General features: G+C 66.8%; 23 protein-coding genes. 14 read left to right on the forward strand and 9 right to left on the reverse strand.

All coding sequences use genetic code 11. From position 1 onward, the window contains the following. Positions 1-6: 6 nt before the first annotated feature. The 7 genes from LG3211_RS10615 (at position 7) to LG3211_RS10645 (ending at position 7,263) form a co-directional block, all read left to right on the forward strand. A complete protein-coding gene (locus tag LG3211_RS10615) occupies positions 7-843 on the forward strand; it encodes an ABC transporter ATP-binding protein (RefSeq protein ID WP_057945403.1) in 837 nt (278 codons plus the stop codon). After that, on the forward strand, positions 836-1,600 hold the full coding sequence (locus LG3211_RS10620) for an ABC transporter permease (protein WP_235114956.1): 765 nt from the start codon (positions 836-838) through the stop codon (positions 1,598-1,600). The genes LG3211_RS10615 and LG3211_RS10620 overlap by 8 nt, the downstream gene beginning before the upstream one ends. Positions 1,601-1,764: 164 nt before the next feature. After that, positions 1,765-3,141, forward strand: a complete 1,377-nt coding sequence (locus LG3211_RS10625; RefSeq protein ID WP_057945404.1) for an OprO/OprP family phosphate-selective porin — start codon at positions 1,765-1,767, stop codon at positions 3,139-3,141. Between the two features lie 101 nt (positions 3,142-3,242). Next, positions 3,243-3,467, forward strand: coding sequence for an AbrB/MazE/SpoVT family DNA-binding domain-containing protein (locus tag LG3211_RS10630; RefSeq protein WP_057942820.1), 225 nt, complete (start codon positions 3,243-3,245; stop codon positions 3,465-3,467). 4 nt (positions 3,468-3,471) lie between these two features. Continuing rightward, positions 3,472-3,870, forward strand: coding sequence for a type II toxin-antitoxin system VapC family toxin (locus LG3211_RS10635; RefSeq protein ID WP_057942821.1), 399 nt, complete (start codon positions 3,472-3,474; stop codon positions 3,868-3,870). A gap of 94 nt (positions 3,871-3,964) precedes the next feature. Further along, on the forward strand, positions 3,965-6,565 hold the full coding sequence (gene acnB / locus LG3211_RS10640; RefSeq protein WP_057942822.1) for a bifunctional aconitate hydratase 2/2-methylisocitrate dehydratase: 2,601 nt from the start codon (positions 3,965-3,967) through the stop codon (positions 6,563-6,565). Between the two features lie 140 nt (positions 6,566-6,705). Next, positions 6,706-7,263 carry a hypothetical protein gene (locus LG3211_RS10645; RefSeq protein WP_057942823.1) on the forward strand — a complete coding sequence of 186 codons (558 nt, stop codon included), beginning with the start codon at positions 6,706-6,708 and terminating at the stop codon, positions 7,261-7,263. A 233-nt stretch (positions 7,264-7,496) separates the two neighbouring features. Here the strand turns inward: LG3211_RS10645 and hflD are convergent, their stop codons facing one another. The 4 genes from hflD to LG3211_RS26365 are packed head-to-tail and all read right to left on the reverse strand — an operon-like array spanning position 7,497 to position 10,354. Further along, positions 7,497-8,108, reverse strand: a complete 612-nt coding sequence (hflD, locus tag LG3211_RS10650; protein WP_386789704.1) for a high frequency lysogenization protein HflD — start codon at positions 8,106-8,108, stop codon at positions 7,497-7,499. Further along, positions 8,105-9,259, reverse strand: coding sequence for a tRNA 2-thiouridine(34) synthase MnmA (gene mnmA / locus LG3211_RS10655; protein WP_057942825.1), 1,155 nt, complete (start codon positions 9,257-9,259; stop codon positions 8,105-8,107). The genes hflD and mnmA overlap by 4 nt, the downstream gene beginning before the upstream one ends. A 5-nt stretch (positions 9,260-9,264) precedes the next feature. After that, positions 9,265-9,759, reverse strand: a complete 495-nt coding sequence (locus LG3211_RS10660) for an NUDIX hydrolase (protein WP_057942826.1) — start codon at positions 9,757-9,759, stop codon at positions 9,265-9,267. 1 nt (position 9,760) lies between these two features. Then, the gene (locus LG3211_RS26365) at positions 9,761-10,354 is read right to left on the reverse strand and encodes a hypothetical protein (protein ID WP_057942827.1); all 594 of its coding nucleotides are present in this window, start codon (positions 10,352-10,354) and stop codon (positions 9,761-9,763) included. Between the two features lie 157 nt (positions 10,355-10,511). Between LG3211_RS26365 and clpS the strand changes: the two genes are divergently transcribed. Further along, the gene (gene clpS / locus LG3211_RS10670) at positions 10,512-10,832 is read left to right on the forward strand and encodes an ATP-dependent Clp protease adapter ClpS (RefSeq protein WP_057942828.1); all 321 of its coding nucleotides are present in this window, start codon (positions 10,512-10,514) and stop codon (positions 10,830-10,832) included. 90 nt (positions 10,833-10,922) lie between these two features. Then, the gene (clpA, locus tag LG3211_RS10675; protein ID WP_057942829.1) at positions 10,923-13,202 is read left to right on the forward strand and encodes an ATP-dependent Clp protease ATP-binding subunit ClpA; all 2,280 of its coding nucleotides are present in this window, start codon (positions 10,923-10,925) and stop codon (positions 13,200-13,202) included. Between the two features lie 533 nt (positions 13,203-13,735). Here clpA and LG3211_RS10685 read toward each other — a convergent pair. Further along, a complete protein-coding gene (locus LG3211_RS10685; RefSeq protein WP_148648843.1) occupies positions 13,736-14,080 on the reverse strand; it encodes a DUF6491 family protein in 345 nt (114 codons plus the stop codon). A 160-nt stretch (positions 14,081-14,240) separates the two neighbouring features. On the opposite strand from LG3211_RS10685, the gene LG3211_RS25615 reads away from it, so the two are divergent. Beyond that, positions 14,241-14,648, forward strand: coding sequence for a hypothetical protein (locus LG3211_RS25615; protein ID WP_148648844.1), 408 nt, complete (start codon positions 14,241-14,243; stop codon positions 14,646-14,648). Between the two features lie 395 nt (positions 14,649-15,043). Next, positions 15,044-15,253, forward strand: a complete 210-nt coding sequence (locus tag LG3211_RS10695; RefSeq protein WP_057942833.1) for a hypothetical protein — start codon at positions 15,044-15,046, stop codon at positions 15,251-15,253. An 86-nt stretch (positions 15,254-15,339) separates the two neighbouring features. Here LG3211_RS10695 and infA read toward each other — a convergent pair whose 3' ends face one another. The 4 genes from infA to trxB all read right to left on the reverse strand — a co-directional run bounded on the left by infA (position 15,340) and on the right by trxB (position 18,809). After that, positions 15,340-15,558, reverse strand: a complete 219-nt coding sequence (gene infA / locus LG3211_RS10700; RefSeq protein WP_031372296.1) for a translation initiation factor IF-1 — start codon at positions 15,556-15,558, stop codon at positions 15,340-15,342. A gap of 104 nt (positions 15,559-15,662) precedes the next feature. Continuing rightward, positions 15,663-16,445 carry a leucyl/phenylalanyl-tRNA--protein transferase gene (aat, locus tag LG3211_RS10705; protein WP_057942834.1) on the reverse strand — a complete coding sequence of 261 codons (783 nt, stop codon included), beginning with the start codon at positions 16,443-16,445 and terminating at the stop codon, positions 15,663-15,665. Between the two features lie 77 nt (positions 16,446-16,522). Further along, positions 16,523-17,713 carry a GNAT family N-acetyltransferase gene (locus LG3211_RS10710; RefSeq protein ID WP_057945405.1) on the reverse strand — a complete coding sequence of 397 codons (1,191 nt, stop codon included), beginning with the start codon at positions 17,711-17,713 and terminating at the stop codon, positions 16,523-16,525. 142 nt (positions 17,714-17,855) lie between these two features. Next, positions 17,856-18,809, reverse strand: coding sequence for a thioredoxin-disulfide reductase (trxB, locus tag LG3211_RS10715; RefSeq protein WP_057942835.1), 954 nt, complete (start codon positions 18,807-18,809; stop codon positions 17,856-17,858). Between the two features lie 380 nt (positions 18,810-19,189). Here trxB and LG3211_RS10720 point away from each other — a divergent pair, with 380 nt between their 5' ends. The 3 genes from LG3211_RS10720 to LG3211_RS10730 all read left to right on the forward strand — a co-directional run bounded on the left by LG3211_RS10720 (position 19,190) and on the right by LG3211_RS10730 (position 23,387). Beyond that, positions 19,190-20,257: an alanine dehydrogenase gene (locus LG3211_RS10720; RefSeq protein WP_057942836.1), complete on the forward strand. Its 1,068-nt coding sequence runs from the start codon at positions 19,190-19,192 to the stop codon at positions 20,255-20,257. A 176-nt stretch (positions 20,258-20,433) separates the two neighbouring features. Further along, positions 20,434-20,889: a nuclear transport factor 2 family protein gene (locus LG3211_RS10725; RefSeq protein WP_057942837.1), complete on the forward strand. Its 456-nt coding sequence runs from the start codon at positions 20,434-20,436 to the stop codon at positions 20,887-20,889. A 134-nt stretch (positions 20,890-21,023) separates the two neighbouring features. Then, positions 21,024-23,387, forward strand: a complete 2,364-nt coding sequence (locus LG3211_RS10730) for a DNA translocase FtsK (RefSeq protein WP_057942838.1) — start codon at positions 21,024-21,026, stop codon at positions 23,385-23,387. The last annotated feature ends 1 nt before the right edge of the window (position 23,388 follow it).

Raw genomic sequence — 23,388 nt, forward strand, 5'->3', positions numbered from 1 at the left:
CGCCTCATGGCCACCACCGCCTCAGTGCGGCAACTTCACGATGCCCCGGCCGGCGCCGACGCCGACACCCTGGTGGCGATCGAGCGCGTCACGATGTCCTTCGGCGACTTCACCGCAGTGCGCGACGTCGATATCCAGGTCGGCGACGGCGAATTCCTCGCCATCGTCGGCCCGACCGGCTGCGGCAAAAGCACCATCGTCAACGCAGTGGCCGGGCTGCTGACGCCGGCCCAGGGCCGTATCGCGATCGACGGCAAGCCGGTGAAGGGCGTGCAGGAGAGCGTGGGTTACTTATTCCAGCAGGACGCGCTGCTGCCGTGGAAGACCGCGCTGCAGAACGTCGAGCTCGGGCTGCGCTTCCGCGGCGTGGCGGCGGCCGAGCGCGAGGAGAAGGCGCGCCGTTGGCTGGCCAAGGTCGGGCTCGCCGGGTTCGAGGCGCGCTATCCGCACCAGTTGTCCGGCGGCCAGCGAAAACGCGTGCAGATGGCGCAGGCCTTGATCGTGGAACCCAAGGTGATCCTGATGGACGAGCCGTTCTCGGCCTTGGACATCCACACCCGGCACCTGATGCAGAACGAGTTGCTGCGGTTGTGGCAGGAGCAGCGCCGCTCGGTGATGTTGATCACCCACGATCTGGAAGAGGCGATCGCCCTGGGCGACCGTGTGGTCGTGCTGTCGGCCGGCCCGTCCAGCCGCGTGGTGGAGAGTTTCCGCGTTCCGCTGGATCGACCGCGCAATGTCGCGGAAATCAAGCTCGACCCGTGTTTCATCGATCTTTATCGCGACATCTGGGCCTGCCTGCGCGGCGAAGTGGAGAAGACCTATGCGCAACAACGTGACTGACCGCGTCTTGCAATTGTTGCTGGTCGTGGTGCTGTTCGGCGGCTGGCAGGCCGGCGTGTCGGCGCGGTTGATCGACCCGTTCTTCTTTCCGGCGCCGATGGCGATCGCGCGGCAGGCCTGGGATTGGCTGTCCGATCCGGGGTTCTACCAGCATGTCGCGATCACCCTGGCGGAAACCGGGCTGGGCTACGTGATCGGCACCACGCTCGGCGTGGCCGGCGGCGTGTGGCTGGGCCTGAGCCGGCGTTCGGCGCGGATCCTCGATCCCTTCATCAAGGGCTTCAACGCGATTCCGCGCGTCGTGCTGGCGCCGATTTTCGTGCTGTGGCTGGGGTTGGGGCTGTGGTCGAAGGTGGCCCTGGCGGTGACGCTGGTGTTCTTCACTACCTTCTTCAACGCGATGCAGGGCGTGCGCGAGGTCAATCCGACGGTGCTTGCCAACGCGCGCATCCTCGGCGCCGGTCGCGGCGATCTGCTGCGCCATGTGTATTTCCCGGCCGCGGCGAGCTGGATCCTGTCCTCGCTGCGCACCTCGGTCGGCTTCGCCGTGGTCGGCGCGATCATCGGCGAATACCTGGGCGCCTCGGCGGGTCTGGGGTATCTGATCGCCCAGGCCGAGGGCAACTTCAACGCCGTCGGCGTCTTCGCCGGCATCGCGATCCTGGCCGTGTTCGTGCTGCTGATCGACGCCTTGCTCGACATCGCCGAGAACCGCCTGATCTCGTGGCGCCCGAACGCGGCGCGCGAAAACGCCTGACGCCTGCGCCTGGTTCGTCGCGGCATCGCGCCGCGACGGGCATCCACCTGCCTTAGCCGCGGATCCTCGTCCGCACGAATCCTGGCGCGCCGCGCCAGCGGCGCCCTGCTGCCTGGAGAACCCCCGTGACGAATCGTTTTCGCCCGCATCCGATCGCGCTGGCGATGCTTATCGGCGCCGCCGGAGGCATCGGCGAGGCCGTCGCGCAGACGCCCGACGCCGCCGAACTGCTGCGGCTGGTGCAGGCGCAAGCGGCCAGGATCGAACGCCTGGAGCGGCGCCTGGCCGCGGTGGAGGGCGGTTCCGCGACGGCCGATGCGCCGGCGCCAGCACCCGAAGACGCCGGCCTTGCCCAGCGCCTGGACAAGCTCGAACAGGCCCAGGCCAGGCAACCGGCGGTGAACTGGTCCAAGGGTGCCCCGCAGTTCACCAGCGCCGACGGCCGCAGCGTGTTCCGGCCGCGTGGCCGCGTGTTCCTGGACGCGTCCAGCACCGGCGGCTCCGGCTTCGCGAACCGCAACCTCAGCGGCACCGAAGTGCGCTCGCTGCGCCTGGGCGCCGAGGGGGCGTACGGCCGCATCGGCTGGAACCTGGAAGGCGACTTCGCCGACAACGGCGTGAGTTGGAAGTCCGCTTACGCCAGCTTCGCCCACACGTTGTTCGGGCAGAAGTCCGAATTGACCGTCGGCAACCGGCTCAACGACCGCGGCATCGACGGTTCCAGCAGCACCTCCAATACGCCGTTCCAGGAGCGCAACGTGGTCGGGACGCTGGTGCTGCCGCAGCGCGGCCTGTTCGGCGTGGGGCTGACCGAGCGCGTCTTCGGCCGCGGTTGGCATGCCAGCCTGTCGGTGGCGGGGAACGATCTGGACAATGCCGGCGATGGCAACGACAGTCTGACCTGGGCCGCGCGCGCGCACTGGAATCCGTTCAAACGCGAGCGCGCGATCGTGCATTTGGGCGCCTGGGCTTTTTACGAGGACATCGGCGCGGGCTCGGCCGGGGTGGTGCGCGCTTCGGCGATCGGCGGCCACTTCAACGATGAGGTCAAGCTCGCGCCGGGCAGCGTGGCTGGCGCCGAAAGCGGGCGTGGGCATGGCCTGGAACTGGCGGCGGTCGCCGGCCTGTTCTGGGGTTCGGGCGAATGGGGCCGGCGCCGGATCGAGGGGCTGGATCGCCGCGGCGCCTACACGGCCGGGTACGACGCTTACGCCGTCTCGGCCGGCTGGTTCCTGAGCGGCGGCGCGCCGGCCTACGTGGCCGACACCGGCACCTGGGGGCGGGTCAAGGTCGAGCGCCCGGTCACCGCCGGCGGACGCGGCGCATGGGAATTGAAGGCCCGCTACGAGAACGCGGATTTCCGCGATCTGCCCGGAGGCGGCGCCGGACATGCCTGGACCTTCGGCGCTAACTGGTACTTGAACGACTACAGCCGGGTCATGCTCGATCTGGTGCGGTGGCAGACCGACAACCGCAGCGGCAAGTACCTCGCCGCCGACCAGGGATACACGCTAAATACCCGTCTGCAATTGGTTTTTTGACGCAATGGCCGCTGGCCCCGGCCGCCGCGCCGACGGCCGGGGCGTGATCGGTATGCGGAATCAAGTATGTATAATAAGTACATACCCTGCGGAGCCCGCCCATGGAAGCGACCGTCGCCGAACGAGGCCAGATCACCCTGCCCAAGGCGGTGCGCGACGCGCTCGGCCTGACCAAGGGCACGCTGCTCAAGGTCGAGCTGGACGGCAGCCGCATCATCCTGCGCAAGAGCGTGGACGATGCCATCTCCAAGGCGCGCGGCAAGTTCGCCCTGGACGGCTTCGAGTCCGGCGAAGACGCCGCGCGCGCGATGCGCGAGGAGGAATGAGCCGGTGATCGCGGTCGACTCGCCGGTCTTGATCGAACTGTTGAGCGACGGCCCGCAAGCCGACGCGGTCGAGTCCTGCCTGCGCCAGAGCCTGGTCGGCGGCCGGGTCGTGGTCTGCGACGTCAGCCTGGCCGAAATCTGCGCGGCGCTGCGCGGCGGCGCGCAAGCGCAGGAGGCGCTGGAGGAAATGGGCATCCATTTCAGCGCGCTGGAAGCCAAGTCGGCGTTGCGCGCCGGCGAGATGCATCGCCGCCATCGCCAGCGCGGCGACCGCTCGCGCGGCTTCGGCGGGTTTCTGATCGGCGCCCACGCTCTGCTGCAATGCGACGGCCTGATCACCTGGAACGACACGTTTTATCGCGACTACTTCAAGGGCCTGAAGCTGATCGTGCCGCAAGCCTGAGCCCGTGCCGCGCCCGAGCGCCCAACCCCATCCGATCGCGCCACCTTACGTTTTCAAGCGCCTTCACCACCCAGATTCACGCGGAGAATTGTTTATGTTGGAAGCCTATCGCCACCACGTTGCCGAGCGCGCCGCGCTGGGCATTCCGCCGCTGCCCCTGACCGCGCAGCAGACCGCCGAGGTCATCGAACTGCTGAAGGCCCCGCCGGCGGGCGAGGAGGCGTTCCTGCTGGATCTGATCACCTACCGCGTGCCGGCCGGCGTCGATGACGCCGCCAAGGTCAAGGCCTCGTACCTGGCCGCGCTGGCCCTGGGCAGCGAAAAGAACCCGCTGATCAGCCGCGAACGCGCCACCGAACTGCTCGGCACCATGCTCGGCGGCTACAACATCCTGCCGCTGGTCGAGCTGCTCGACGACGCGCAGGTCGCGCCGATCGCCGCCGAAGCCCTGAAGAAGACCCTGCTGGTGTTCGACGCCTTCCACGACGTCCAGGAAAAGGCCGAGAACGGCAATGCCCACGCCCGCGGCGTGTTGCAGAGTTGGGCCGATGCGGAGTGGTTCACCAGCCGCCCGGAAGTGCCCGAAAGCCTGACCGTCACCGTGTTCAAGGTGACCGGCGAAACCAACACCGACGACCTCTCGCCCGCGCCCGACGCGACCACCCGTCCGGACATCCCGCTGCACGCGCTGGCGATGCTCAAGAACGCGCGTGATGGCATCGTGCCGGAAGAAGACGGCAAGCGCGGCCCGATCGCCTTCATCGAATCGCTGAAGGACAAGGGCCATCTGGTCGCTTATGTCGGCGACGTGGTCGGCACCGGTTCCAGCCGCAAGTCCGCGACCAATTCGGTGCTGTGGTTCACCGGCGAAGACATCCCTTTCATCCCGAACAAGCGCTTCGGCGGCGTGTGCCTGGGTTCGAAGATCGCGCCGATCTTCTACAACACCATGGAAGACGCCGGCGCCCTGCCGATCGAACTCGACGTGTCGCAGATGAACATGGGCGACGTGGTCGAACTGCGTCCCTACGAGGGCAAGGCGCTCAAGAACGGCGAGGTGATCGCCGAGTTCGCGCTGAAGTCCGACGTGCTGCTGGACGAAGTCCGCGCCGGCGGCCGCATTCCGCTGATCGTCGGCCGCGGCCTCACCGCCAAGGCGCGTGAAGCTCTGGGCCTGCCGACCTCGACCCTGTTCCGCCTGCCGACCAACCCGGCCGACACCGGCAAGGGTTACTCGCTGGCGCAGAAGATGGTCGGCCGCGCCTGCGGCCTGCCGGAAGTCGGCGGCGTGCAGCCGGGCATCCGTCCGGGCACCTACTGCGAGCCGAAGATGACCTCGGTGGGTTCGCAGGACACCACCGGCCCGATGACCCGCGACGAGCTGAAGGATCTGGCCTGCCTGGGCTTCAGCGCCGACCTGGTGATGCAGTCGTTCTGCCACACCGCCGCGTACCCGAAGCCGGTCGACGTCAAGACCCATCACGATCTGCCGGCCTTCATCAGCAACCGCGGCGGCATCTCGCTGCGTCCGGGCGACGGCGTGATCCACTCGTGGCTCAACCGCATGCTGATGCCCGACACCGTCGGCACCGGCGGCGACTCGCACACCCGTTTCCCGGTCGGCATCTCGTTCCCGGCCGGCTCCGGCCTGGTCGCGTTCGCCGCGGCCACCGGCGTCATGCCGCTGGACATGCCCGAGTCGGTGTTGGTGCGCTTCAGCGGCGAAATGCAGCCCGGCGTGACCCTGCGCGATCTGGTCAACGCGATCCCGCTGGCCGCGATCAACAGCGGTCTGCTCACCGTCGCCAAGCAGGGCAAGAAGAACATCTTCTCCGGCCGCATCCTGGAAATCGAAGGCCTGCCGCAGCTCAAGGTCGAACAGGCCTTCGAACTGTCCGACGCCTCGGCCGAGCGTTCCGCCGCCGGTTGCACGGTCAAGCTCGATAAGGAACCGATCATCGAGTACCTGACCAGCAACATCACCCTGCTCAAGTGGATGATCGCGGAAGGCTACGCCGACCCGCGTTCGCTGCAGCGCCGGATCAAGGCGATGGAAGGCTGGCTGGCCAACCCGCAGTTGCTGGAAGGCGACGCCGATGCCGAGTACGCCGCGGTCATCGACATCGACCTCAACCAGATCGTCGAGCCGATCGTGGCCTGCCCGAACGATCCGGACGACGTGAAGACCCTGTCGGCGGTGTCCGGCGCGGTCATCGACGAAGTCTTCATCGGTTCGTGCATGACCAACATCGGCCACTTCCGCGCCGCCGCCAAGCTGCTGGAAGGCAAGCGCGACATCCCGACCCGCCTGTGGGTCGCGCCGCCGACCAAGATGGACGCCTCCGAGCTGACCAAGGAAGGCCACTACGGCACCTTCGGCACCGCCGGCGCGCGCATGGAGATGCCGGGCTGCTCGCTGTGCATGGGCAACCAGGCGCAGGCGCGCGAGGGCGCGACCGTGTTCTCCACCAGCACCCGCAACTTCCCGAACCGCCTGGGCCGCAACACCAACGTCTACCTGGGTTCGGCCGAACTGGCCGCGATCTGCTCGCGCCTGGGCCGCATCCCGACCCGCGAGGAGTACATGGCGGACGTGGGCGTGCTCAAGGCCGACGGCGACAAGATCTACCGCTACATGAACTTCGATCAGATCGAAGACTACAAGCAGGTCGCCGACACCGTCGCCGCGGCCTGATCGCGGAGCCGGATGATCGCAGCCCCCGGGCGCCTCGGGTAACCGGCGCGCCCGCCGGGTGCAAAATAGGGACGGGTACGTCGGGCGACAGGCCGGCGTACCCGTTTTTTCTTTGGACAGGACTCATAAGGACATTGGACATGACCCGATCGCTCTATCGCCTCATCACGCCCGCGCTGCTGGCGATGGCCCTCGCGCTCCCGCTGGCGGCCGTCGCCGAAGACGACGCGCCGTACAAGGACAAGGCCGAACTCCAGGCCGAACTGACCAAGGTGCTGACCTGTCAGGCCAGCCGCGCCGAATACATGCGCTTTGCCAGCGCCCTGACTGACGTTTACTACGACAAGCCGGCGCAACCGGTGTTGGCGGGATGGAAGAAGGTCGAGGACGCGAACGCGTTCGTCGCCATGATCGACATGCCCGAGCCGGTGACGGTGTACGGCCACACGAGCCGGCAGCTGATGCTGGCGGGCCAGGGCATGCTGGCGGTGGTGGACGGCGATCATGCCGACGCGCTGGCCAAGCAGCTCAAGCTCGGCGCCGGCGGCGAACCGCTGGCCGGCCACATCCGCGTTCGCGACGTGCGCACCGAGGCGCTGGGCGACGGCATCGAGGCCAAGATCGTGCAGACGGTCAGCACCATCACCACCCATCCGGGCAAGACGATGGTGGGTTGCGAGTACCGAGTGAATTACTAAGGACCCAGGCCGGCGCTGGCGTCGCGCCGATCGTCTGCGTAGAAGCTGCGTGAGCCGCGGCCGCGACAGAGCGGCTGCGGCGAGCGTTCCGGTTCGGGCGATACCTCGCGGCCCGCGCTGGTCCTACCGGTAGCGGCCGCAGGTTGCGAAGCCCATGCGCTTCAATCTGAAAGTCGGCCATGGCAGCCGCAACCGCGATGACGCGGCTGCGGCCTGGCTTTCGGGGCCGCCCCTCAACCCAACTGCGATTCGACCGAATCCACCATCGCTCGCTTGCGCAGCAGCAGATCCCAGTAGCTGCCGCCGAGCTGGCGCCACAGCACCGCCGAGCGCACCGCCGCCAGCAGCACCGCGCGCACTTCGGCGACCACGCCGGGCTGGCCGAGGTAATGCGGGTTGCCCTGCACCAGCACGCGCGGACGCAGGTGGCTCAGGGTGTCGGCGTACAAGGTGCCCAGCGCCGCGATCACGTCTGGGTGGCTGCTGCCGAGCCGGTGCGCGGGGTTGGCCTGTTCGTGGATGCCGCGCAGCACCTTCTCGGTCATCGCCGTATCGCGCACGAAACGGCGCTCCAGCTGCATCACCGCCAGGGTCAGGCGCGGCAGGTGCTCGTCCTTGGCGCGATGGGTGAAGTAGTCCTGCATCAGCATCAGCCCGGGCCGCAGATTGTCCAGGCCACCGTACACAGCGGCGGGCGAGGAGGCGTCGATGCGGAATACCGAGTCCAGGGCGGTGCCGAGCACGGCCGCGTTGGCCTGGCCGGTGTCGGCGATGCGCCGCACCTGGGCCAGGGCCTGGGCGAGACCGGCGAGGGCGAGGACGCGTTGCGAAAGATCGGCCATCAATGGGTCGCCGTAAAAGAAGAAGTGGAATTCGGAAGTGAGTCGTCGCTGCCGGCGGCCAGCGCCGGCGCGTCGGTGGCGGCGATCACCGCGCCGCCGAGGCAGACCTCGCCGTCGTACAGCACCAGCGATTGCCCCGGGGTGACCGCGCGCTGCGGCTGATCGAAGCGGACCTGCAGCGTGCCGTCGTCGCGCACCTGCACCTCGCAGTCCTGGTCGGACTGGCGATAGCGGGTCTGCGCGCTGCAGCGAAACCGCGCGGCAGGCGCGACGCCGGCGATCCAGTGCGCGGTTTCCGACTGCAATGCCTGCGACTGCAGCCAGCGGCTGTCGCTGCCCTGATCGACGTAGAGCACGTTGGCGGCCACGTCCTTGCCGACCACGTACCACGGCGCCGGCTCGAAGCCGCGCACGCCGCCGATGTTGAGGCCTTCGCGCTGGCCGAGAGTGAAGTAGAACACCCCCGGATGAGCGCCGACGACACGCCCGTCCGGCGTGCGGATCTCACCCTGTTTCGCCGGCAGATAACGCGACAGGAACTCGCGGAAATCGCGTTCGCCGATGAAACAGATGCCGGTGGAGTCTTTCTTGGCCGCGGTCGGCAGGCCGGCGGCGCGCGCCATCTCGCGCACGTCGCGCTTGAGCAGTTCGCCCAGCGGGAATTTGGTCGCGCTCAACTGGGCCTGGCCAAGCTGGTGCAGGAAATAGCTCTGGTCCTTGCCGCCGTCGCGCGCGCGCAGCAGGCGGAAGCGGCCGCCGGCCTGGTCGACCCGCGCGTAGTGGCCGGTGGCGATGTAGTCGGCACCCAGTTCGCGCGCGGCGTCGAGGAAATACTTGAACTTGATCTCGCGGTTGCACAGCACGTCGGGATTGGGCGTGCGGCCGGTCGCGTACTCGGCGACGAAGTGCTCGAACACGCCGGCCCAGTACTCGCCGGAGAAATCGCGGAAGTGGATCGGCAGCCCGAGCCGGCCCGAGACCGCGACCGCGTCGCGGCGATCGTCCTCGGCGCGGCAGTCGCCGCTGCCGTCGTCGGCCCAGTTCTGCATGAACAAACCCGACAGGGCTTCGCCGGAATCGCGCAGCAGCAAGGCCGCGACCGAGGAATCGACCCCGCCCGACATGCCCACGATGGTGTTGGCCGACCTGGACATCTCGATCACAGCGCTTCGGGCGCGACCGAATGCTGCAGCAGGTCGAGCGAGTGGCGGCGGCCGCCGAGGTAATCGGCCACGACCTGCCACACCAGCGGGCTGCGGTGCTCGGCCGAGCGCGCCTGCAACTGCGCCGGCGTCATCCACAGCGCCTGGACGATGCCTTCGTCGAGCGCGCGTCCGGCATGGTGGCGTTCGGGCTCGGCGGCGAAGGCGAAGCGCAGATAATGGCGGCCGCCGGAGCCGTCGGGCTGCACCGGGGCCTTCCACTGATAGGCGCCGACGAACGCGGTCAGGCGCACGTCCCAGCCGGTTTCCTCCAAGGTCTCGCGCAGCGCGGCGTCGCGCAGGCTTTCGTCCGGCTCCAGATGGCCGGCGGGCTGGTTGATCACCAGCCGGCCGCCGACCGATTCTTCGACCATGAGCAGACGCCCGCCCTCGACCACGATGGTGGCGACGGTGACGTCGGGTTGCCAGAAACGGCCTTCGCGGTAGCTCACGTCAGAATTCGTCCTGGTCGGGGGTGAGTTCGGCTTCCATCTTGTCGGCCGCGCGCACCACGTAATCGATCGCGTCGTCCAGATCGTCCTGGGACGCGCCGGCGTCGATCTTGACCACGAAGACGGCCACGCCGTCCTGCTTGACCCAGCCGCCCATCTTGCTGAGCTGGCTGTCCTCCAGCAGACGGTTGGCGACATCGCCCGGCAGCTGGCTGTCGCCGCCGCGGTAGCCCGGCGACCAGATTTCGCGCACCTCCAGCTTGCCGTAGCGCTGGGTGCCCGAGAGCACGTAGGCCATCTGGCTGCGCTGCTTGTCCAGGGCGAAGGTCAGGACGAAATCGCCGTCCTTGTCCACCTCGTACTTGTAGCCCAGGCCTTCGAGCTGCGCGCGGATACGCGGATCGCCGCCCTTGGAGACGCTGTGGTCGGGCTCGACCCGGGCCGGATCGTTGCGGTCGGCCTTGGCCGGCGCCAGCTTGGCCGGGCCGGCGGCCGCGGCCGGCGCCGTATCCGCGGCCGGCGCCGGGCCGGCCAGCGCCGACAGCGGCAGGACCGGCAACAGCAGGGCGGACAAAACGGAACGGATCAGGCGCATGACGGTCCTTGAATTCTTGGACATCGGCGCAATCTGGACCGACGGCTCCGCACTAGATGGCGGCGCTGCGGCATTTTGCAATGCAGCCGTGCACGCGTCCATGTTGCGGGCGCGATCGTATCCACGCCCCCTCGGGGCAGGCGTCTATAATCGCAAAATGGCAAAACAGACCGATCACGAACACAGTCACGGCGTGCTGGTGGAAGCCGGCAAGCCCGAAGTCGCCCGTCCGCCGCTTTATTCGGTACTGGTGCTTAACGACGATTACACCCCGATGGACTTCGTCGTCGAGGTGCTGATGCGCTTTTTTCCGATGAACGTCGAAAAAGCTACGCAAATCATGCTCCACGTCCATACCCGCGGCCGCGGCGTATGCGGCGTCTTCACGCGCGAAGTGGCCGAGTCCAAAGTCGCGCAGGTGAATGAATTTTCAAGACTGCATCAGCACCCCTTGCTGTGCACGATGGAAAAGGCCTAAAAGGGAGCTGAGCACCGCCAAGGGGGCGGGGCATGGAAAAGCCGGCGAGCGCCCCCACGTAGCGTGCATACGTCCTGGAGGCTCCGCCCCATGTTCAGCAAGGATCTCGAATACAGCATCGGCCAGTGCTACAAGCGCGCCCGCGAGGCGCGCCATGAGTACATGACGGTCGAACACCTGCTGCTCGCACTACTCGACAACCCGTCCGCCGAGGCCGTCCTCAAGGCCACCGGCGCGGACTTCGCGCGATTGCGCAGCGATCTGGAACAGGCCATAGCGACCTCGGTCCAGGTGCTGCCCGACGACGTCGATCGCGACACCCAGCCCACGCTGGGCTTCCAGCGCGTGCTGCAACGCGCGGTCTACCACGTCCAGTCCTCGGGCAAGAAGGAAGTCACCGGCGCCAACGTGCTGGTGGCGATCTTCGGCGAGAAGGACTCGCACGCGGTCTACTTCCTCAATCAGCAGGACGTGGCCCGCCTGGACGTGGTCAATTACCTGTCCCACGGCATCGTCAAGCACAGCGGCGAGGAGGGGCAGGGCCACCACGAGGAAGAGTCCAAGCCGCCGGAGGGGCCGGATGTGGATGGCAAGTCCGATGCGCTGGCCGAATTCGCCAGCAACCTCAATCAGCTGGCGCGCGAAGGCAAGATCGACCCCCTGGTCGGCCGCGCGGACGAAGTCGAGCGCACCATCCAGGTGCTGTGCCGCCGGCGCAAGAACAACCCGCTGTACGTCGGCGAGGCCGGGGTGGGCAAGACCGCCATCGCCGAAGGCCTGGCCAAGCGCATCGTCGATGGCGAAGTGCCCGAGGTGCTGCGCAACGCGACCATCTTCGCCCTCGACCTGGGCGCCCTGGTCGCCGGCACCAAGTACCGCGGCGATTTCGAAAAGCGCCTGAAGGCCGTGCTCGCGCAGCTCAAGAAGCAGCCCGAGGCGATCTTGTTCGTCGATGAGATCCACACCATCATCGGCGCCGGCTCCGCCAGCGGCGGCACCATGGACGCCAGCAACCTGATCAAGCCGGCCCTGTCCTCGGGCGAGCTGCGCTGCATCGGTTCGACCACGTTCCAGGAATACCGCGGCATCTTCGAGAAGGACCGCGCGCTGGCGCGGCGCTTCCAGAAGATCGACATCGTCGAGCCGACCGTGGGCGAGACCTACGAAATCCTGCAGGGCCTCAAGCCCAAGTACGAGTCGCACCACGGCGTCACCTACGCCGACGAGGCGCTGCAGGCTGCGGTGGATCTGTCGGTCAAGCACATCGGCGACCGCCTGCTGCCGGACAAGGCCATCGACGTCATCGACGAGGCCGGCGCGCGCCAGCGCCTGCTGCCGGAGAGCGCGCGCAAGCAGCTCATCGACATCGAGGAGATCGAGACCATCGTCGCCAAGATGGCGCGCATCCCGACCAAGCAGGTGTCGGCCAGCGACAAGGACGTGCTGCGCAATCTCGAACGCAACCTCAAGATGGTGATCTTCGGCCAGGATCCGGCGATCGAGACGCTCGCCTCGGCGATCAAGCTCGCGCGCTCGGGCCTGGGCAATCCGGACAAGCCGATCGGCAACTTCCTGTTCGCCGGTCCCACCGGCGTGGGCAAGACCGAGGTGACCAAGCAGCTCGCGCTGCAACTGGGCATCGAGCTGGTCCGCTTCGACATGTCCGAGTACATGGAGCCGCATTCGGTCAGCCGCCTGATCGGCGCGCCTCCGGGCTACGTCGGTTTCGACCAGGGCGGCCTGCTCACCGAGAAGATCGTCAAGACCCCGCACTGCGTGCTGTTGCTGGACGAAGTCGAGAAGGCGCATCCGGACATCTTCAACATCCTGTTGCAGGTCATGGACCGTGGCACGCTGACCGATACCAACGGTCGCGAGGCCAACTTCAAGAACGTGATCGTGGTGATGACGACCAATGCCGGCGCGGCTCAGGCTTCGCGGCGTTCGATCGGCTTCACCAAGCAGGACCACTCCACCGATGCGATGGAAGTGATCCGCAAGGGCTTCAGCCCGGAATTCCGCAACCGCCTCGACGCGGTGGTGCAGTTCCAGGCGCTGGGCTTCGATCACATCCTGCGGGTGGTGGACAAGTTCCTGATCGAGCTGGAAAGCCAGCTGCACGAGAAGAACGTGACCCTCACCGCCACGCCGACCGCGCGCGACTGGCTGGCCCAGCACGGTTTCGATCCGCTGATGGGCGCCCGTCCGATGGCGCGCGTGATCCAGGACCAGATCAAGCGTCCGCTCGCCGACGAACTGCTGTTCGGCAAGCTGGTGGGCGGCGGCCGGGTCACCATCGACGTCAAGGACGATCAGCTCGTGGTCGAGGCGCAGGCCGAGCCGGAGAAGCTGTTGCCGGCGACGGTGTGATTCGCGGCGTCATGCGACAAAGAAAAGGCGGCCTTCGGGCCGCCTTTTTTATGGTTGATCGTTTGTTGTCAGGCCCGGCTGTTTGTTTTGCTTCGGCGAAGCCGAGTATCGAGAGACTTCGGCGTCGTCTTCCAGTCGGCGTCATCTTCCAGATCGTCATTCCCGCGAAGGCGAGTGTCCGGAGACTTCAGCGCCATCTTCCACGTCGTCATTCCCGCGAAGGCGAGTGTCCAGAGACTTCAGCGCCATCTTCCACGCCGTCATTCCCGCGAAGGCGGGCTCCGCTTTACTTCGGCGGAGCCGAACATCCAGGGACTTCAGCGTCATCTTCCAGATCGTCATTCGCGCGAAAGCGGGAATCCAGAGGCTTCAGCGTCATCTTTCCGATCGTCATTCCCGCGAACGCGGGAATCCAGTGACTTCAAACGTTCTCGCACGAAAGGCACTGGATTCCCGCTTTCGCGGGAATGACGGTAGGTAGCTACGGTGTTACCGGATCCCGACTCCCGAGTCCCGAGTCCCGAGTCCCGAAATCACCGCCCGCCGAACTTGCGATACGCGGCTTCGTCGATCTTCTCGACCTGTGCCACTTCGCAGTTGTCGCGGTTGGTTCGCACGCGCGTGCCGGTCGGGCAGATGCGGCCTTTCTGCTTCTCGGTGGACACTTCGAACTGCTGCGTGAAGCTGAGGTCGTAGCAGGACTTCACGTTCAATCGGTAATAGCTGTCGCTGTCCTTGACCAGCACGGCCTTGTCGCCCAGGCGCGAGATCTTCGGCTTGGCGCCCAGATCGACGCAGGCATCGATCGGGTCGGCGAATGCCGCGCTCGCGGCGAAAGTAAGCAACGTGGCCAACGCAATCCTTGTGGGCAACAACATGGGGGCATCCTCAGCAGGGGCTCGGAATGAGCTCGCAGTGCAATGTATCGATCGCTGCGAGCGCGCAAATCTGGAATAAGTCGTGGTGACCTTCGTCATGGCATGACCTTCGGCCTAAACCGTTCGATGCCGGCGCGCATCTGTTGTTCTTAATCGATGCATGCGCGACACGGTTTCATCGATGGCGCCGATAACGTTCGAAGGCTTCGGCATCGATGGTTTCGATGCCGGCGACCGCGCAATCGCCGCGTCGGGTGCGGATGTGCGTGCCGCTTGGGCGCAGTCGATTTTTGCGTTGCTCGGCGACGACTTCGAGCGTGGGCGATGCGCGCAGATCGCCGCCGCATCCATCCTGCAAGCGCAGTCGATATCGGTCTTCGCCGTGCTTGAGCAAGACCGAGTCGTAGCCTCGCGCGATCTGCGAAGAGCGATCCAGATCGATGCAGGCATCGAGCGCCTGCGCGCAGGTAGGGCCCGCCGACAGACAAAGCGCGGCGGCCAGAACAATTCCGGTAGTCGGCATAGGGTTCTCGTTTGCGGCTCGAAGCGAGCACATCGATACGGATGACGCCGGAGGACGAATCGTCTAGGTCGAAAGTCATGGGCGCGCGCGATGCGATGTATTTATTTGTTGTTCGCGCCACCCGATGCGCGGCGCGAACCCGCGCGCGCGTCGCCTCGCGGACGCGCGCGATCGCGCACACCTCGCGCGATCCGCTGTTTCCAATCGGCAGTTGCTAGCGCGCGCTGCGACCTCGCGCACATCTTCAGCGGTTGTCGCGGCGCAGCGCGATCGGCGCGAGGGGCCGGTGCTAGCGTCGCCGTGGCCCGCGCGGTGCGCGGGCCGGAACCGTCTCGGCCGATCCCGTGTCGCCGAGGCTCGCCACTGCGTCCGCGTGCGCGGCGCAGTCACTCAATGCGGGCCCCCCGTCCCGCGTCGATCCATGGAAAAGGAGCAACACCATGAAGTTACGCAAGCTCGTCGTTGCGGCCGTCGCCGCGTTCGTCTTTGCCGGCGCCACCGCCGCCCTGGCTGGCCCGCAGCTCACTCCCTGCCAGGAATGCCGGATCGCCTACAACGTGTGCCTGTACGAGGGCCACGGGCAGCGCGATGCCGAATGCCTGGTGGAATACAACAGTTGCCGGGCCGAGAACGGCTGTCCGCTGGAATAAGCCGGGCGGGCCCGTCCACAGGTCCACGGTGCTTCGGGCATGAAAAAGGCGGCCATAGGCCGCCTTTTTTCAACGAGTTACCGCGCTTACTTCATGCGGTAGGTGATGCGGCCCTTAGTCAGGTCGTAGGGCGTCATCTCAACCTTGACCTTGTCGCCGGTCAGGATGCGGATGTAGTTCTTGCGCATGCGACCCGAGATATGGGCAATGATTTCGTGCCCGTTTTCGAGACGCACGCGGAACATGGTGTTCGGAAGAGTTTCCGCCACCGTGCCCTCGAATTCGATCACGTCGTCTTTTGCCATGTGTCTCTCAAAAAGGTGGACCGGAGAGGTCCGCAAGGATCGGGCGTCGCGCGCCCGCGAAGCCGCGCATTCTGCCACGTGAGCGCCCCGGGAGCAAAAAACCGTTAATCGGGCCGGCGTTGGGGCGCGGCCGGGGACGGCGCGGGCGGCGGCTCGGCCAGCTGCGCGGCCCGCATTTCGCCGAACCGGGCGGTCCACGAACCGGGCGCAAACCCAGGCTGGGCCGCGAGTTCGCCGGCCCGGGCCAGGAACAGCTCGCGCGGCAGGCTGATCGCGCCCAGGCTCAGCAGGTGCGGATTCTCGACCTGGGCGTCGAGCAGCGGCCAGCCCCAGCGATGCAGGCAATGCGCCAAAGCCGCGAGCGCCACCTTGGACCCGCCCGAGCGCCCGCTGAACATGCTTTCGCCATAGAACATGCGACCGATGGCGATGCCGTAGATACCGCCGGCCAGTTCTTCGCCGTCGTAAACCTCGACCGAATGCGCATGGCCCAGGCGGTGCATCTCGGCATAGGCCTGCAGCATCTCATCGCTGATCCAGGTGCCGTCCTGGCCGGGCCGCGGCGCCTGGGCGCAGGCGCTCATGACCGCTTCGAAGGCGGTGTCGGCGCGCACGGTCCAGTCGCAGCGGCGCAGGCCGCGGCGGAATCTGGACGACAGGCGCACGCCGTCGGTGCGGAACACCGTGCGCGGGTCCGGGCACCACCACAGCAGCGGATAGCCGTCGCTGGGCCAGGGGAAGATGCCGTGGCGGTAGGCGTTGAGCAGCCGCGGCGGCGTCAGGTCGCCGCCGATTGCGAGCAAACCGTCCGGATCGGCCAGCGCCTGCCCGCCGGGCGGAAACTCGGCGTCGGAGTCGGGCGAGAGCAGGAACGGAAGACGCCTCATCGGGACGGGATGGGGGATTCGGGATTGGGGATTCGTCGAAGCCTAAAGCAGAACCTGCTTTTGCGAATGCCGAATCCCTAATCCCCACTCACGGCCTTGAACGGCGAATGCTCCGCCAGCGTGCGCGCGTAGCGCCGCACCGAGGCCGCTTCTTCGCGGCACCACGGCCGCAGCGCGTCGCGGAAGCCGGGGTGGGCGATCCAGTGGCGGCTGCGCACCAGGGTCGGCAGGAAGCCGCGGGCGAGCTTGTGCTCGCCCTGCGCGCCGGGCTCGAACACGCTCAGGCCTTCGCGCAGGCAGTACTCGATACCCTGGTAGTAGCAGGTCTCGAAATGCAGGCCGGGCAGGTTCTCCTGCGCGCCCCAGTAGCGGCCGTACAGGGTGTCGCCGCCGCGCAGGCACAGGGCGCCGGCGATCGGTTCGCCCTCGCGCTGGGCCAGGAAGATCACCAGCGACTGCGGCATCTCGCGCGCCAGATGGCGGACGAATTCCAGGGTCAGGGCGGCATGGTTGCCGTATTCGGCGAAGGTGGTGAGGTAGAAGCGATGCATCGTCGCCAGGTCCGCGTCGCTGGCGTCGCGGCCTTCCACGACCCGGAAGCTGATCCCGGCGCGCGCGACCTTGGCCCGTTCCTGGCGGATGTTCTTGCGGTGCTTGTGGTCGAACGCGGCCAGGAACTGGTCGAAGTCCTGCCAGCGCCGGCCGTCGGCATCGGGCTCGTTGCGCCAGTGGTACTGGACGTCGATGCGTTGCAGCCAATCGCCGCCGGCATCCTCGTCGTCGAAGGCGCCGTCTTCCTCGTCGCGATGGAAGTTGATGTGCGCCGACGACAGCTTCTGCCGTTCGCACAACTGCGCCATCGCCGCCAGCAACAACCGCCGGTGCTCGGGCGTGCGCGCCAGCAGGCGCGGGCCGGTCACCGGCGAGTAGGGCACCGCCGCCAGCCACTTGGGGAAGTAGTCCATGCCGTGCTGGGCGTAGGCATGGGCCCAGGCGTGGTCGAACACGAATTCGCCGTGCGAGTTCTGCTTCAGGTAGGCCGGCATCGCCGCGATCAGCGAGTCGCCGTCCCACACGGTCAGATGATGCGGGGTCCAGCCCCAGTCTTCGCGCACGCAGCGCTGCGTTTCCATGCCGTGCAGGAAGGCGTGCGCTACGAAGGGATTGCCGCCGTCGTGCAAAGCGTCCCACTGCGCCGCTTCGATCTCGCCCAGCGAGCCCGAAAGACGCAGTTGCAGCGAGCTGTCGCCGTGCTTGGAATCGGCCATCGACGCCATCGGATCAGGCGGTCGTGGCTTCGCCGCGGCGCCGGATGTCATCGGCACGCGCGGCGACGGCGTGTGCGACCGCAGCCGATCCCGACCCGAAGGCCGGGATCGCCAGCGGTTTCATGCGCCGATGCGCCATTACTCAGGCGTCCTTGTCGAGAAACTTCTCCGCATCCAGCGCGGCCATGCAGCCGAAACCGGCGGAAGTGATGGCCTGGCGATAGACCTGGTCGGCGACGTCGCCGGCCGCGAACACGCCTTCCACCGAGGTGCGGGTGACGTTGCCGTCCAGACCGGTCTGGATGGTCAGGTAGCCGTTCTTCATCTCCAACTGGCCTTCGAACAGGCTGGTGTTGGGGGTGTGGCCGATGGCGATGAACAAGCCGTGGATGGACAGGTCCTTGCTCGAACCGTCCTGCACCGACTTCACCCGCAGGCCGGTCACGCCGGCATCGTTGCCGAGCACTTCATCGACGGTGTGATGCCATACCGGCTCGATCTTGCCGGCCTGGATCTTGGCCTGCAGCTTGTCCTGCATGATCTTCTCCGCGCGCAGCGTGTCGCGGCGATGCACCAGGTAGACCTTGCGCGCGATGTTGGACAGATACAGCGCTTCTTCGACCGCGGTGTTGCCGCCGCCGATCACCGCCACGTCCTGGTCCTTGTAGAAGAAACCGTCGCAGGTCGCGCAGGCGGACACGCCGCGGCCCTTGAACTCTTCTTCCGACGGCAGGCCGAGATACTTCGCGGTTGCGCCGGTGGCGATGATCAGCGCGTCGGCGGTGTAGTCGCCGTTATCGCCGGTCAGCCGGAACGGGCGCTTGGACAGGTCGGCGCTGTGGATGTGGTCGAACACGACTTCGGTGTCGAAGCGTTCGGCATGCGCCTGCATGCGCGTCATCAGGTCCGGGCCCATCAGGCCGTGCGCGTCGCCGGGCCAGTTGTCCACTTCGGTGGTGGTCATCAGCTGGCCGCCCTGTTGCAGGCCGGTGATGACCAGCGGCTTCAGGTTGGCGCGGGCCGCGTAGACCGCGGCGGTCCAGCCGGCCGGGCCGGAACCGAGGATGACGACGCGGGAGTGCTTGGTAGGGCTCATGTATATAATCGCGGCCAGTTGGGAGTGCGCTGCGCACGGAAGGAATCTTCAAGCACATCAGGGCCATACGCCTGCGTGTTGAACATTCCGAAGCAGGGCATAGCTTGGAGGCGACGTCCCGGCAAAACAAGGCATGGCCGGCGGATGCAACGTTGCGTAGCGTGCGCGGCTGCGCGAACCGCCAAACGGCAACTGGCGCATTGGCGGGCGCGGGCGTACAAAGCCCGGGTCGACGCGAGTCGCGGGCCGGTTCAGGGCCACGCACCGCGCCTTACACCATCCAACGCAGCACGTTCACCCTCACGACAACCGCTTAAAACACAACATGGCTTGGGGCGCCGCATATGCGGCGTTTTTTCTGGGCCGCACTGGAGATAGCAATGCGTATCGGCGTACCGAAGGAAACCAAGACTCTCGAAGGGCGCGTAGCGCTCGTTCCCGCCGCGGCCGGCGACCTGGTCAAGCGCGGCCACGAGGTCTGGCTGGAACAGGACGCGGGCATCAAGAGCGGCTTCAAGGACGCCGACTACACGCGTCTGGGCGTGAAGATCGCGCCGGACGCGGCGGCGCTGTACGAAAAGGGCGAGCTGATCGTCAAGGTCAAGGAGCCGATCGCCGGCGACCTGCAGCACCTGCGCAAGGATCACCTGCTGTTCTGCTACCTGCACCTGGCCGCCGAGCCGACCCTGACCAAGCAGTTGCTGGACATCGGCCTGACCGGCGTCGCCTTCGAGACCGTCGAGCTGCCCAACGGCGACCTGCCGCTGCTGGCGCCGATGTCGATCATCGCCGGCAAGATCGGCGTGCAGGTCGGCACCCACCTGCTGCACCAGCCCATGAGCGGCAAGGGCAAGCTGCTGGGCGGCCTGCCGTCCACCGAGCGCGGCAAGGTGGTGGTGTTCGGCGCGGGCCAGGCCGGCGGCGCCTCGGCGGCGCTGGCCGCGGCCGGCGGCTCCAACGTCACCGTGTTCGAAATGCGCCAGGACCGCATGGAGCAGATGATGCGCCTGGGCAACAACGTCACCACGCTGTTCCCGTACGTGGACGTGGTCGCGCGCGAAGTGGCTTCGGCCGACCTGGTGATCGGCGCGGTGCTGGTGACCGGCGCGCGCGCCCCGCACGTGCTGACCCGCGAAATGCTCAAGGGCATGGAAGACGGCAGCGTGGTGGTGGACATCTCCATCGACCAGGGCGGCTGCTTCGAGACCTCGCGTCCGACCACCTGGAAAGAGCCGACCTATGTGGAAGAGGGCGTGACCCACTTCTGCGTGACCAACATGCCCGGCGCGGTGCCGCAGACCTCCTCGCAGGCGATCTGCGCGGCGATCCTGCCGTGGGTCAACAAGCTGGCCGGCGGCGACTGGCGCGGCAACCAGGCGCTGGTGCGCGGCATCAACGTCGAAGGCGGCAAGCTGATCCATCCGGCGCTGCAGGGCATGAAGCTGTAAGAGCCGGGATTGGCGATTCGGGATTCGGGATTCGGTCGAATCCCGATTCACCGCGCGAACGGGAGCGGTCAGGCGGGCGGATGGCATTGAGTGCTACCGTTCGCGGGCCGTTCCCGTTTTTCGTTTTACCGACACCACCCTCCATACCGACAACGCGCCATAAGCCGGGGAAATACATGCGTTCAATGGCCTTGACCTTCGCCCTCGCCACCGCATCGACCGCGGCGATGGCTTCGCCCGATACGATCGAGCGCGGCGTCCGCGATTCGATCGAGGCGACCTGTTTCGATTATGTCGACGGTCAGCTGGAAGGCGATCCCGAACGCGTCGCCCGTTCGCTGCATCCCGACCTCGCCAAGCGGCGGGTGCTGGGCGAGACGCCTGACGAAAAACTGGGCCTGCGGCGCATGACCCGCGAAGAGCTGATCGATCTGACCCGGCGCGGCGCATTGAAGACGCCGAAGGAACAATGGGATCGTTCGTGCAAGGTGCTCGATGTCGCCGGCAACGTGGCGGTGGCGCGGGCGGAAACGCCGTGGTTCGTGGATTTTTTCCACCTGGGCAAATTCGGGGACCGCTGGGTGATCGTAAACGCCCTGTGGTACTCAAAGCCCAAGGAAACGAAGAAATAAGCCGGCGGCCGGCTTGAGCCGGCGGGGCGCCGGACCGTTCCAACCTTGCCGTTTTTTGTCAATTTCTTCCCATATTGCGCTATTTCGCTGTATATTCAACGACTAACGGTACCAACCTAAGGCAGCACATCACGGTGGCATCCGCTCCAACCGCCAGTCGTAAGAAGGCCAAGCCAACCGAAGCGACGGTCAGCGCACCGTCGCCGAAGCGACAGCGCCTGATGCGCGATATCTCGCTGATCGTCATCGCCCCGTTGCTGCTGTACCTGCTGGCCAGCCTGGTCACCTTCTCGCCGAGCGACCCCGGCTGGTCGCATTCGGGCTCGATCACCGCGCCGCTGCACAACCTGGGCGGGCGCGTCGGCGCCTGGATCGCCGACGTGCTGCTGTACCTGTGCGGCTATATCGCCTTCCTGCTGCCGCTCATGCTTGGCGCGATCGCCTGGATCGCCTTGTTCGGCATGGATACCGACGGCGATGGCGAAGCCGATCTGGGTCCCGCGCTGCGCCTGGTCGGCATCGTCGGATTCCTGGTCTCGTCCACCGGGCTGGCGCACCTGCGTTTCGGCGTGGCGGAAAATTTCTCCGCCGGCAGCGGCGGCATCCTCGGCCAGTTGGTCGGGCGTTCGTTGTACTCCGGCTTCGGTCCGGTCGGCGGCAACCTGTTCCTGGCCGCCTTGTTGCTGATCTCCTTCACCTTGGCCACGGGCGTGTCGTGGTTCGCGGTCATGGACTGGCTGGGCCGCTGGACCCTGGCGCTGGGCCCGGTGCTGAGCAAGCTGTTCCGCCGCGGCAGCCAGCAGGCCACCGAATGGCGCCAGACCCAGGTCATGCGCGAGGAGCGCGAGGAAGCGCGCAAGGTCGATACCGAGCTGCGTTCCAAGCGCGAGAAGGTCAAGATCGAGCCGCCGCCGGCGCCGGTGGTGGAAAAGAGCGAACGCGCCAAGCGCGAGACCCAGATCCCGCTGTTCAACACCGGCGACGGCAGCGGCCTGCCGCCGCTGGCGCTGCTCGACGATCCCAAGCCGCAGCCCAAGGGCTACAGCGAAGAAACCCTGGAAACGCTGTCGCGGCAGATCGAGTTCAAGCTCAAGGACTTCCGTATCGACGCCCAGGTGATGGGCGCCTATCCGGGCCCGGTCATCACCCGCTTCGAAGTCCAGCCGGCGCCGGGCGTGAAGGTCAGCCAGATCAGTTCGCTGGACAAGGACATCGCGCGCGGGCTGTCGGTGAAATCCGTGCGCGTGGTGGACGTGATCCCGGGCAAGTCGGTGATCGGCCTGGAAACGCCGAACACCACCCGCGAGATGATCTTCCTGTCCGAGCTGCTGCGCTCGAAGGAATACGACAAGTCCGGCAGCCCGCTGACGCTGGCGCTGGGCAAGGACATCGCGGGCCGGCCCACCGTGGCCGACCTGGCGCGCATGCCGCATCTGTTGGTCGCCGGCACCACCGGCTCGGGCAAGTCGGTCGCGGTCAACGCGATGGTGCTGAGCCTGCTGTACAAGGCGTCGGCGAAAGAACTGCGGATGCTGATGATCGATCCGAAGATGCTCGAGCTCTCGGTCTACGAGGGCATTCCGCATCTGCTCGCGCCGGTCGTGACCGACATGAAGGAAGCCGCCAACGGCCTGCGCTGGTGCGTGGCCGAGATGGAGCGGCGCTACAAGCTGATGTCGATGGTCGGCGTGCGCAACCTGGCCGGCTTCAACAAGAAGGTCCGCGACGCCGAGGAAGCGGGCCAGCCGATGATGGACCCGCTGTTCAAGCCCAACCCGGACCTGGACGAAGCGCCGCGTCAGTTGGAGACCTTGCCGTTCATCGTCATCTTCATCGACGAATTCGCCGACATGATGATGATCGTCGGCAAGAAGGTGGAAGAACTCATCGCCCGACTGGCGCAGAAGGCGCGCGCGGCCGGCATCCACCTGATCCTGGCGACCCAGCGCCCGTCGGTGGACGTCATCACCGGCCTGATCAAGGCCAATATCCCGACCCGCATCGCCTTCCAGGTGTCGAGCAAGATCGACTCGCGCACCATCCTCGACCAGTCCGGCGCCGAAACCCTGCTGGGCCACGGCGACATGCTGTACCTGCCGCCGGGCACCGCCATGCCCGAGCGCGTGCACGGCGCGTTCGTCTCGGACGAGGAAGTGCATCGCGTGGTCGAGCACCTCAAGCAGATCGGCGGCCGCCCGGATTACATCGAAGGCGTGCTCGACGAAGTGCAGACGATGGGCGACGGCACCGTGGTCGGCGCGACCGGCCTGCCGGAAACCGCCAGCAGCGGCGGCGACGAATCCGATCCGCTCTACGACGAAGCCGTGCGCATCGTCACCGAGACCCGCCGCGCCTCGATCTCGGGCGTGCAGCGGCGCCTGAAGATCGGCTACAACCGCGCCGCGCGCCTGATCGAGGCGATGGAAGCGGCCGGCATCGTGACCCCGCCGGAGCACAACGGCGATCGCAGCGTGCTTGCGCCGCCGCCGCCGAAGTAAC

The organism is Lysobacter gummosus, assembly GCF_001442805.1.
Lineage (GTDB): Bacteria > Pseudomonadota > Gammaproteobacteria > Xanthomonadales > Xanthomonadaceae > Lysobacter > Lysobacter gummosus.

Coding starts and splice junctions, on each gene's coding strand:
- LG3211_RS10615 (WP_057945403.1), top strand. CDS start 7: ATGGCCACCACCGCCTCAGTGCGGCAACTTCACGATGCCCCGGCCGGC.
- LG3211_RS10625 (WP_057945404.1), top strand. CDS start 1,765: ATGCTTATCGGCGCCGCCGGAGGCATCGGCGAGGCCGTCGCGCAGACG.
- LG3211_RS10630 (WP_057942820.1), top strand. CDS start 3,243: ATGGAAGCGACCGTCGCCGAACGAGGCCAGATCACCCTGCCCAAGGCG.
- acnB (WP_057942822.1), top strand. CDS start 3,965: ATGTTGGAAGCCTATCGCCACCACGTTGCCGAGCGCGCCGCGCTGGGC.
- LG3211_RS10645 (WP_057942823.1), top strand. CDS start 6,706: ATGACCCGATCGCTCTATCGCCTCATCACGCCCGCGCTGCTGGCGATG.
- mnmA (WP_057942825.1), bottom strand. CDS start 9,259: ATGTCCAGGTCGGCCAACACCATCGTGGGCATGTCGGGCGGGGTCGAT.
- LG3211_RS26365 (WP_057942827.1), bottom strand. CDS start 10,354: ATGCGCCTGATCCGTTCCGTTTTGTCCGCCCTGCTGTTGCCGGTCCTG.
- clpS (WP_057942828.1), top strand. CDS start 10,512: ATGGCAAAACAGACCGATCACGAACACAGTCACGGCGTGCTGGTGGAA.
- clpA (WP_057942829.1), top strand. CDS start 10,923: ATGTTCAGCAAGGATCTCGAATACAGCATCGGCCAGTGCTACAAGCGC.
- LG3211_RS10685 (WP_148648843.1), bottom strand. CDS start 14,080: ATGTTGTTGCCCACAAGGATTGCGTTGGCCACGTTGCTTACTTTCGCC.
- LG3211_RS25615 (WP_148648844.1), top strand. CDS start 14,241: ATGCGCGACACGGTTTCATCGATGGCGCCGATAACGTTCGAAGGCTTC.
- LG3211_RS10695 (WP_057942833.1), top strand. CDS start 15,044: ATGAAGTTACGCAAGCTCGTCGTTGCGGCCGTCGCCGCGTTCGTCTTT.
- infA (WP_031372296.1), bottom strand. CDS start 15,558: ATGGCAAAAGACGACGTGATCGAATTCGAGGGCACGGTGGCGGAAACT.
- aat (WP_057942834.1), bottom strand. CDS start 16,445: ATGAGGCGTCTTCCGTTCCTGCTCTCGCCCGACTCCGACGCCGAGTTT.
- LG3211_RS10710 (WP_057945405.1), bottom strand. CDS start 17,713: ATGGCCGATTCCAAGCACGGCGACAGCTCGCTGCAACTGCGTCTTTCG.
- trxB (WP_057942835.1), bottom strand. CDS start 18,809: ATGAGCCCTACCAAGCACTCCCGCGTCGTCATCCTCGGTTCCGGCCCG.
- LG3211_RS10720 (WP_057942836.1), top strand. CDS start 19,190: ATGCGTATCGGCGTACCGAAGGAAACCAAGACTCTCGAAGGGCGCGTA.
- LG3211_RS10725 (WP_057942837.1), top strand. CDS start 20,434: ATGCGTTCAATGGCCTTGACCTTCGCCCTCGCCACCGCATCGACCGCG.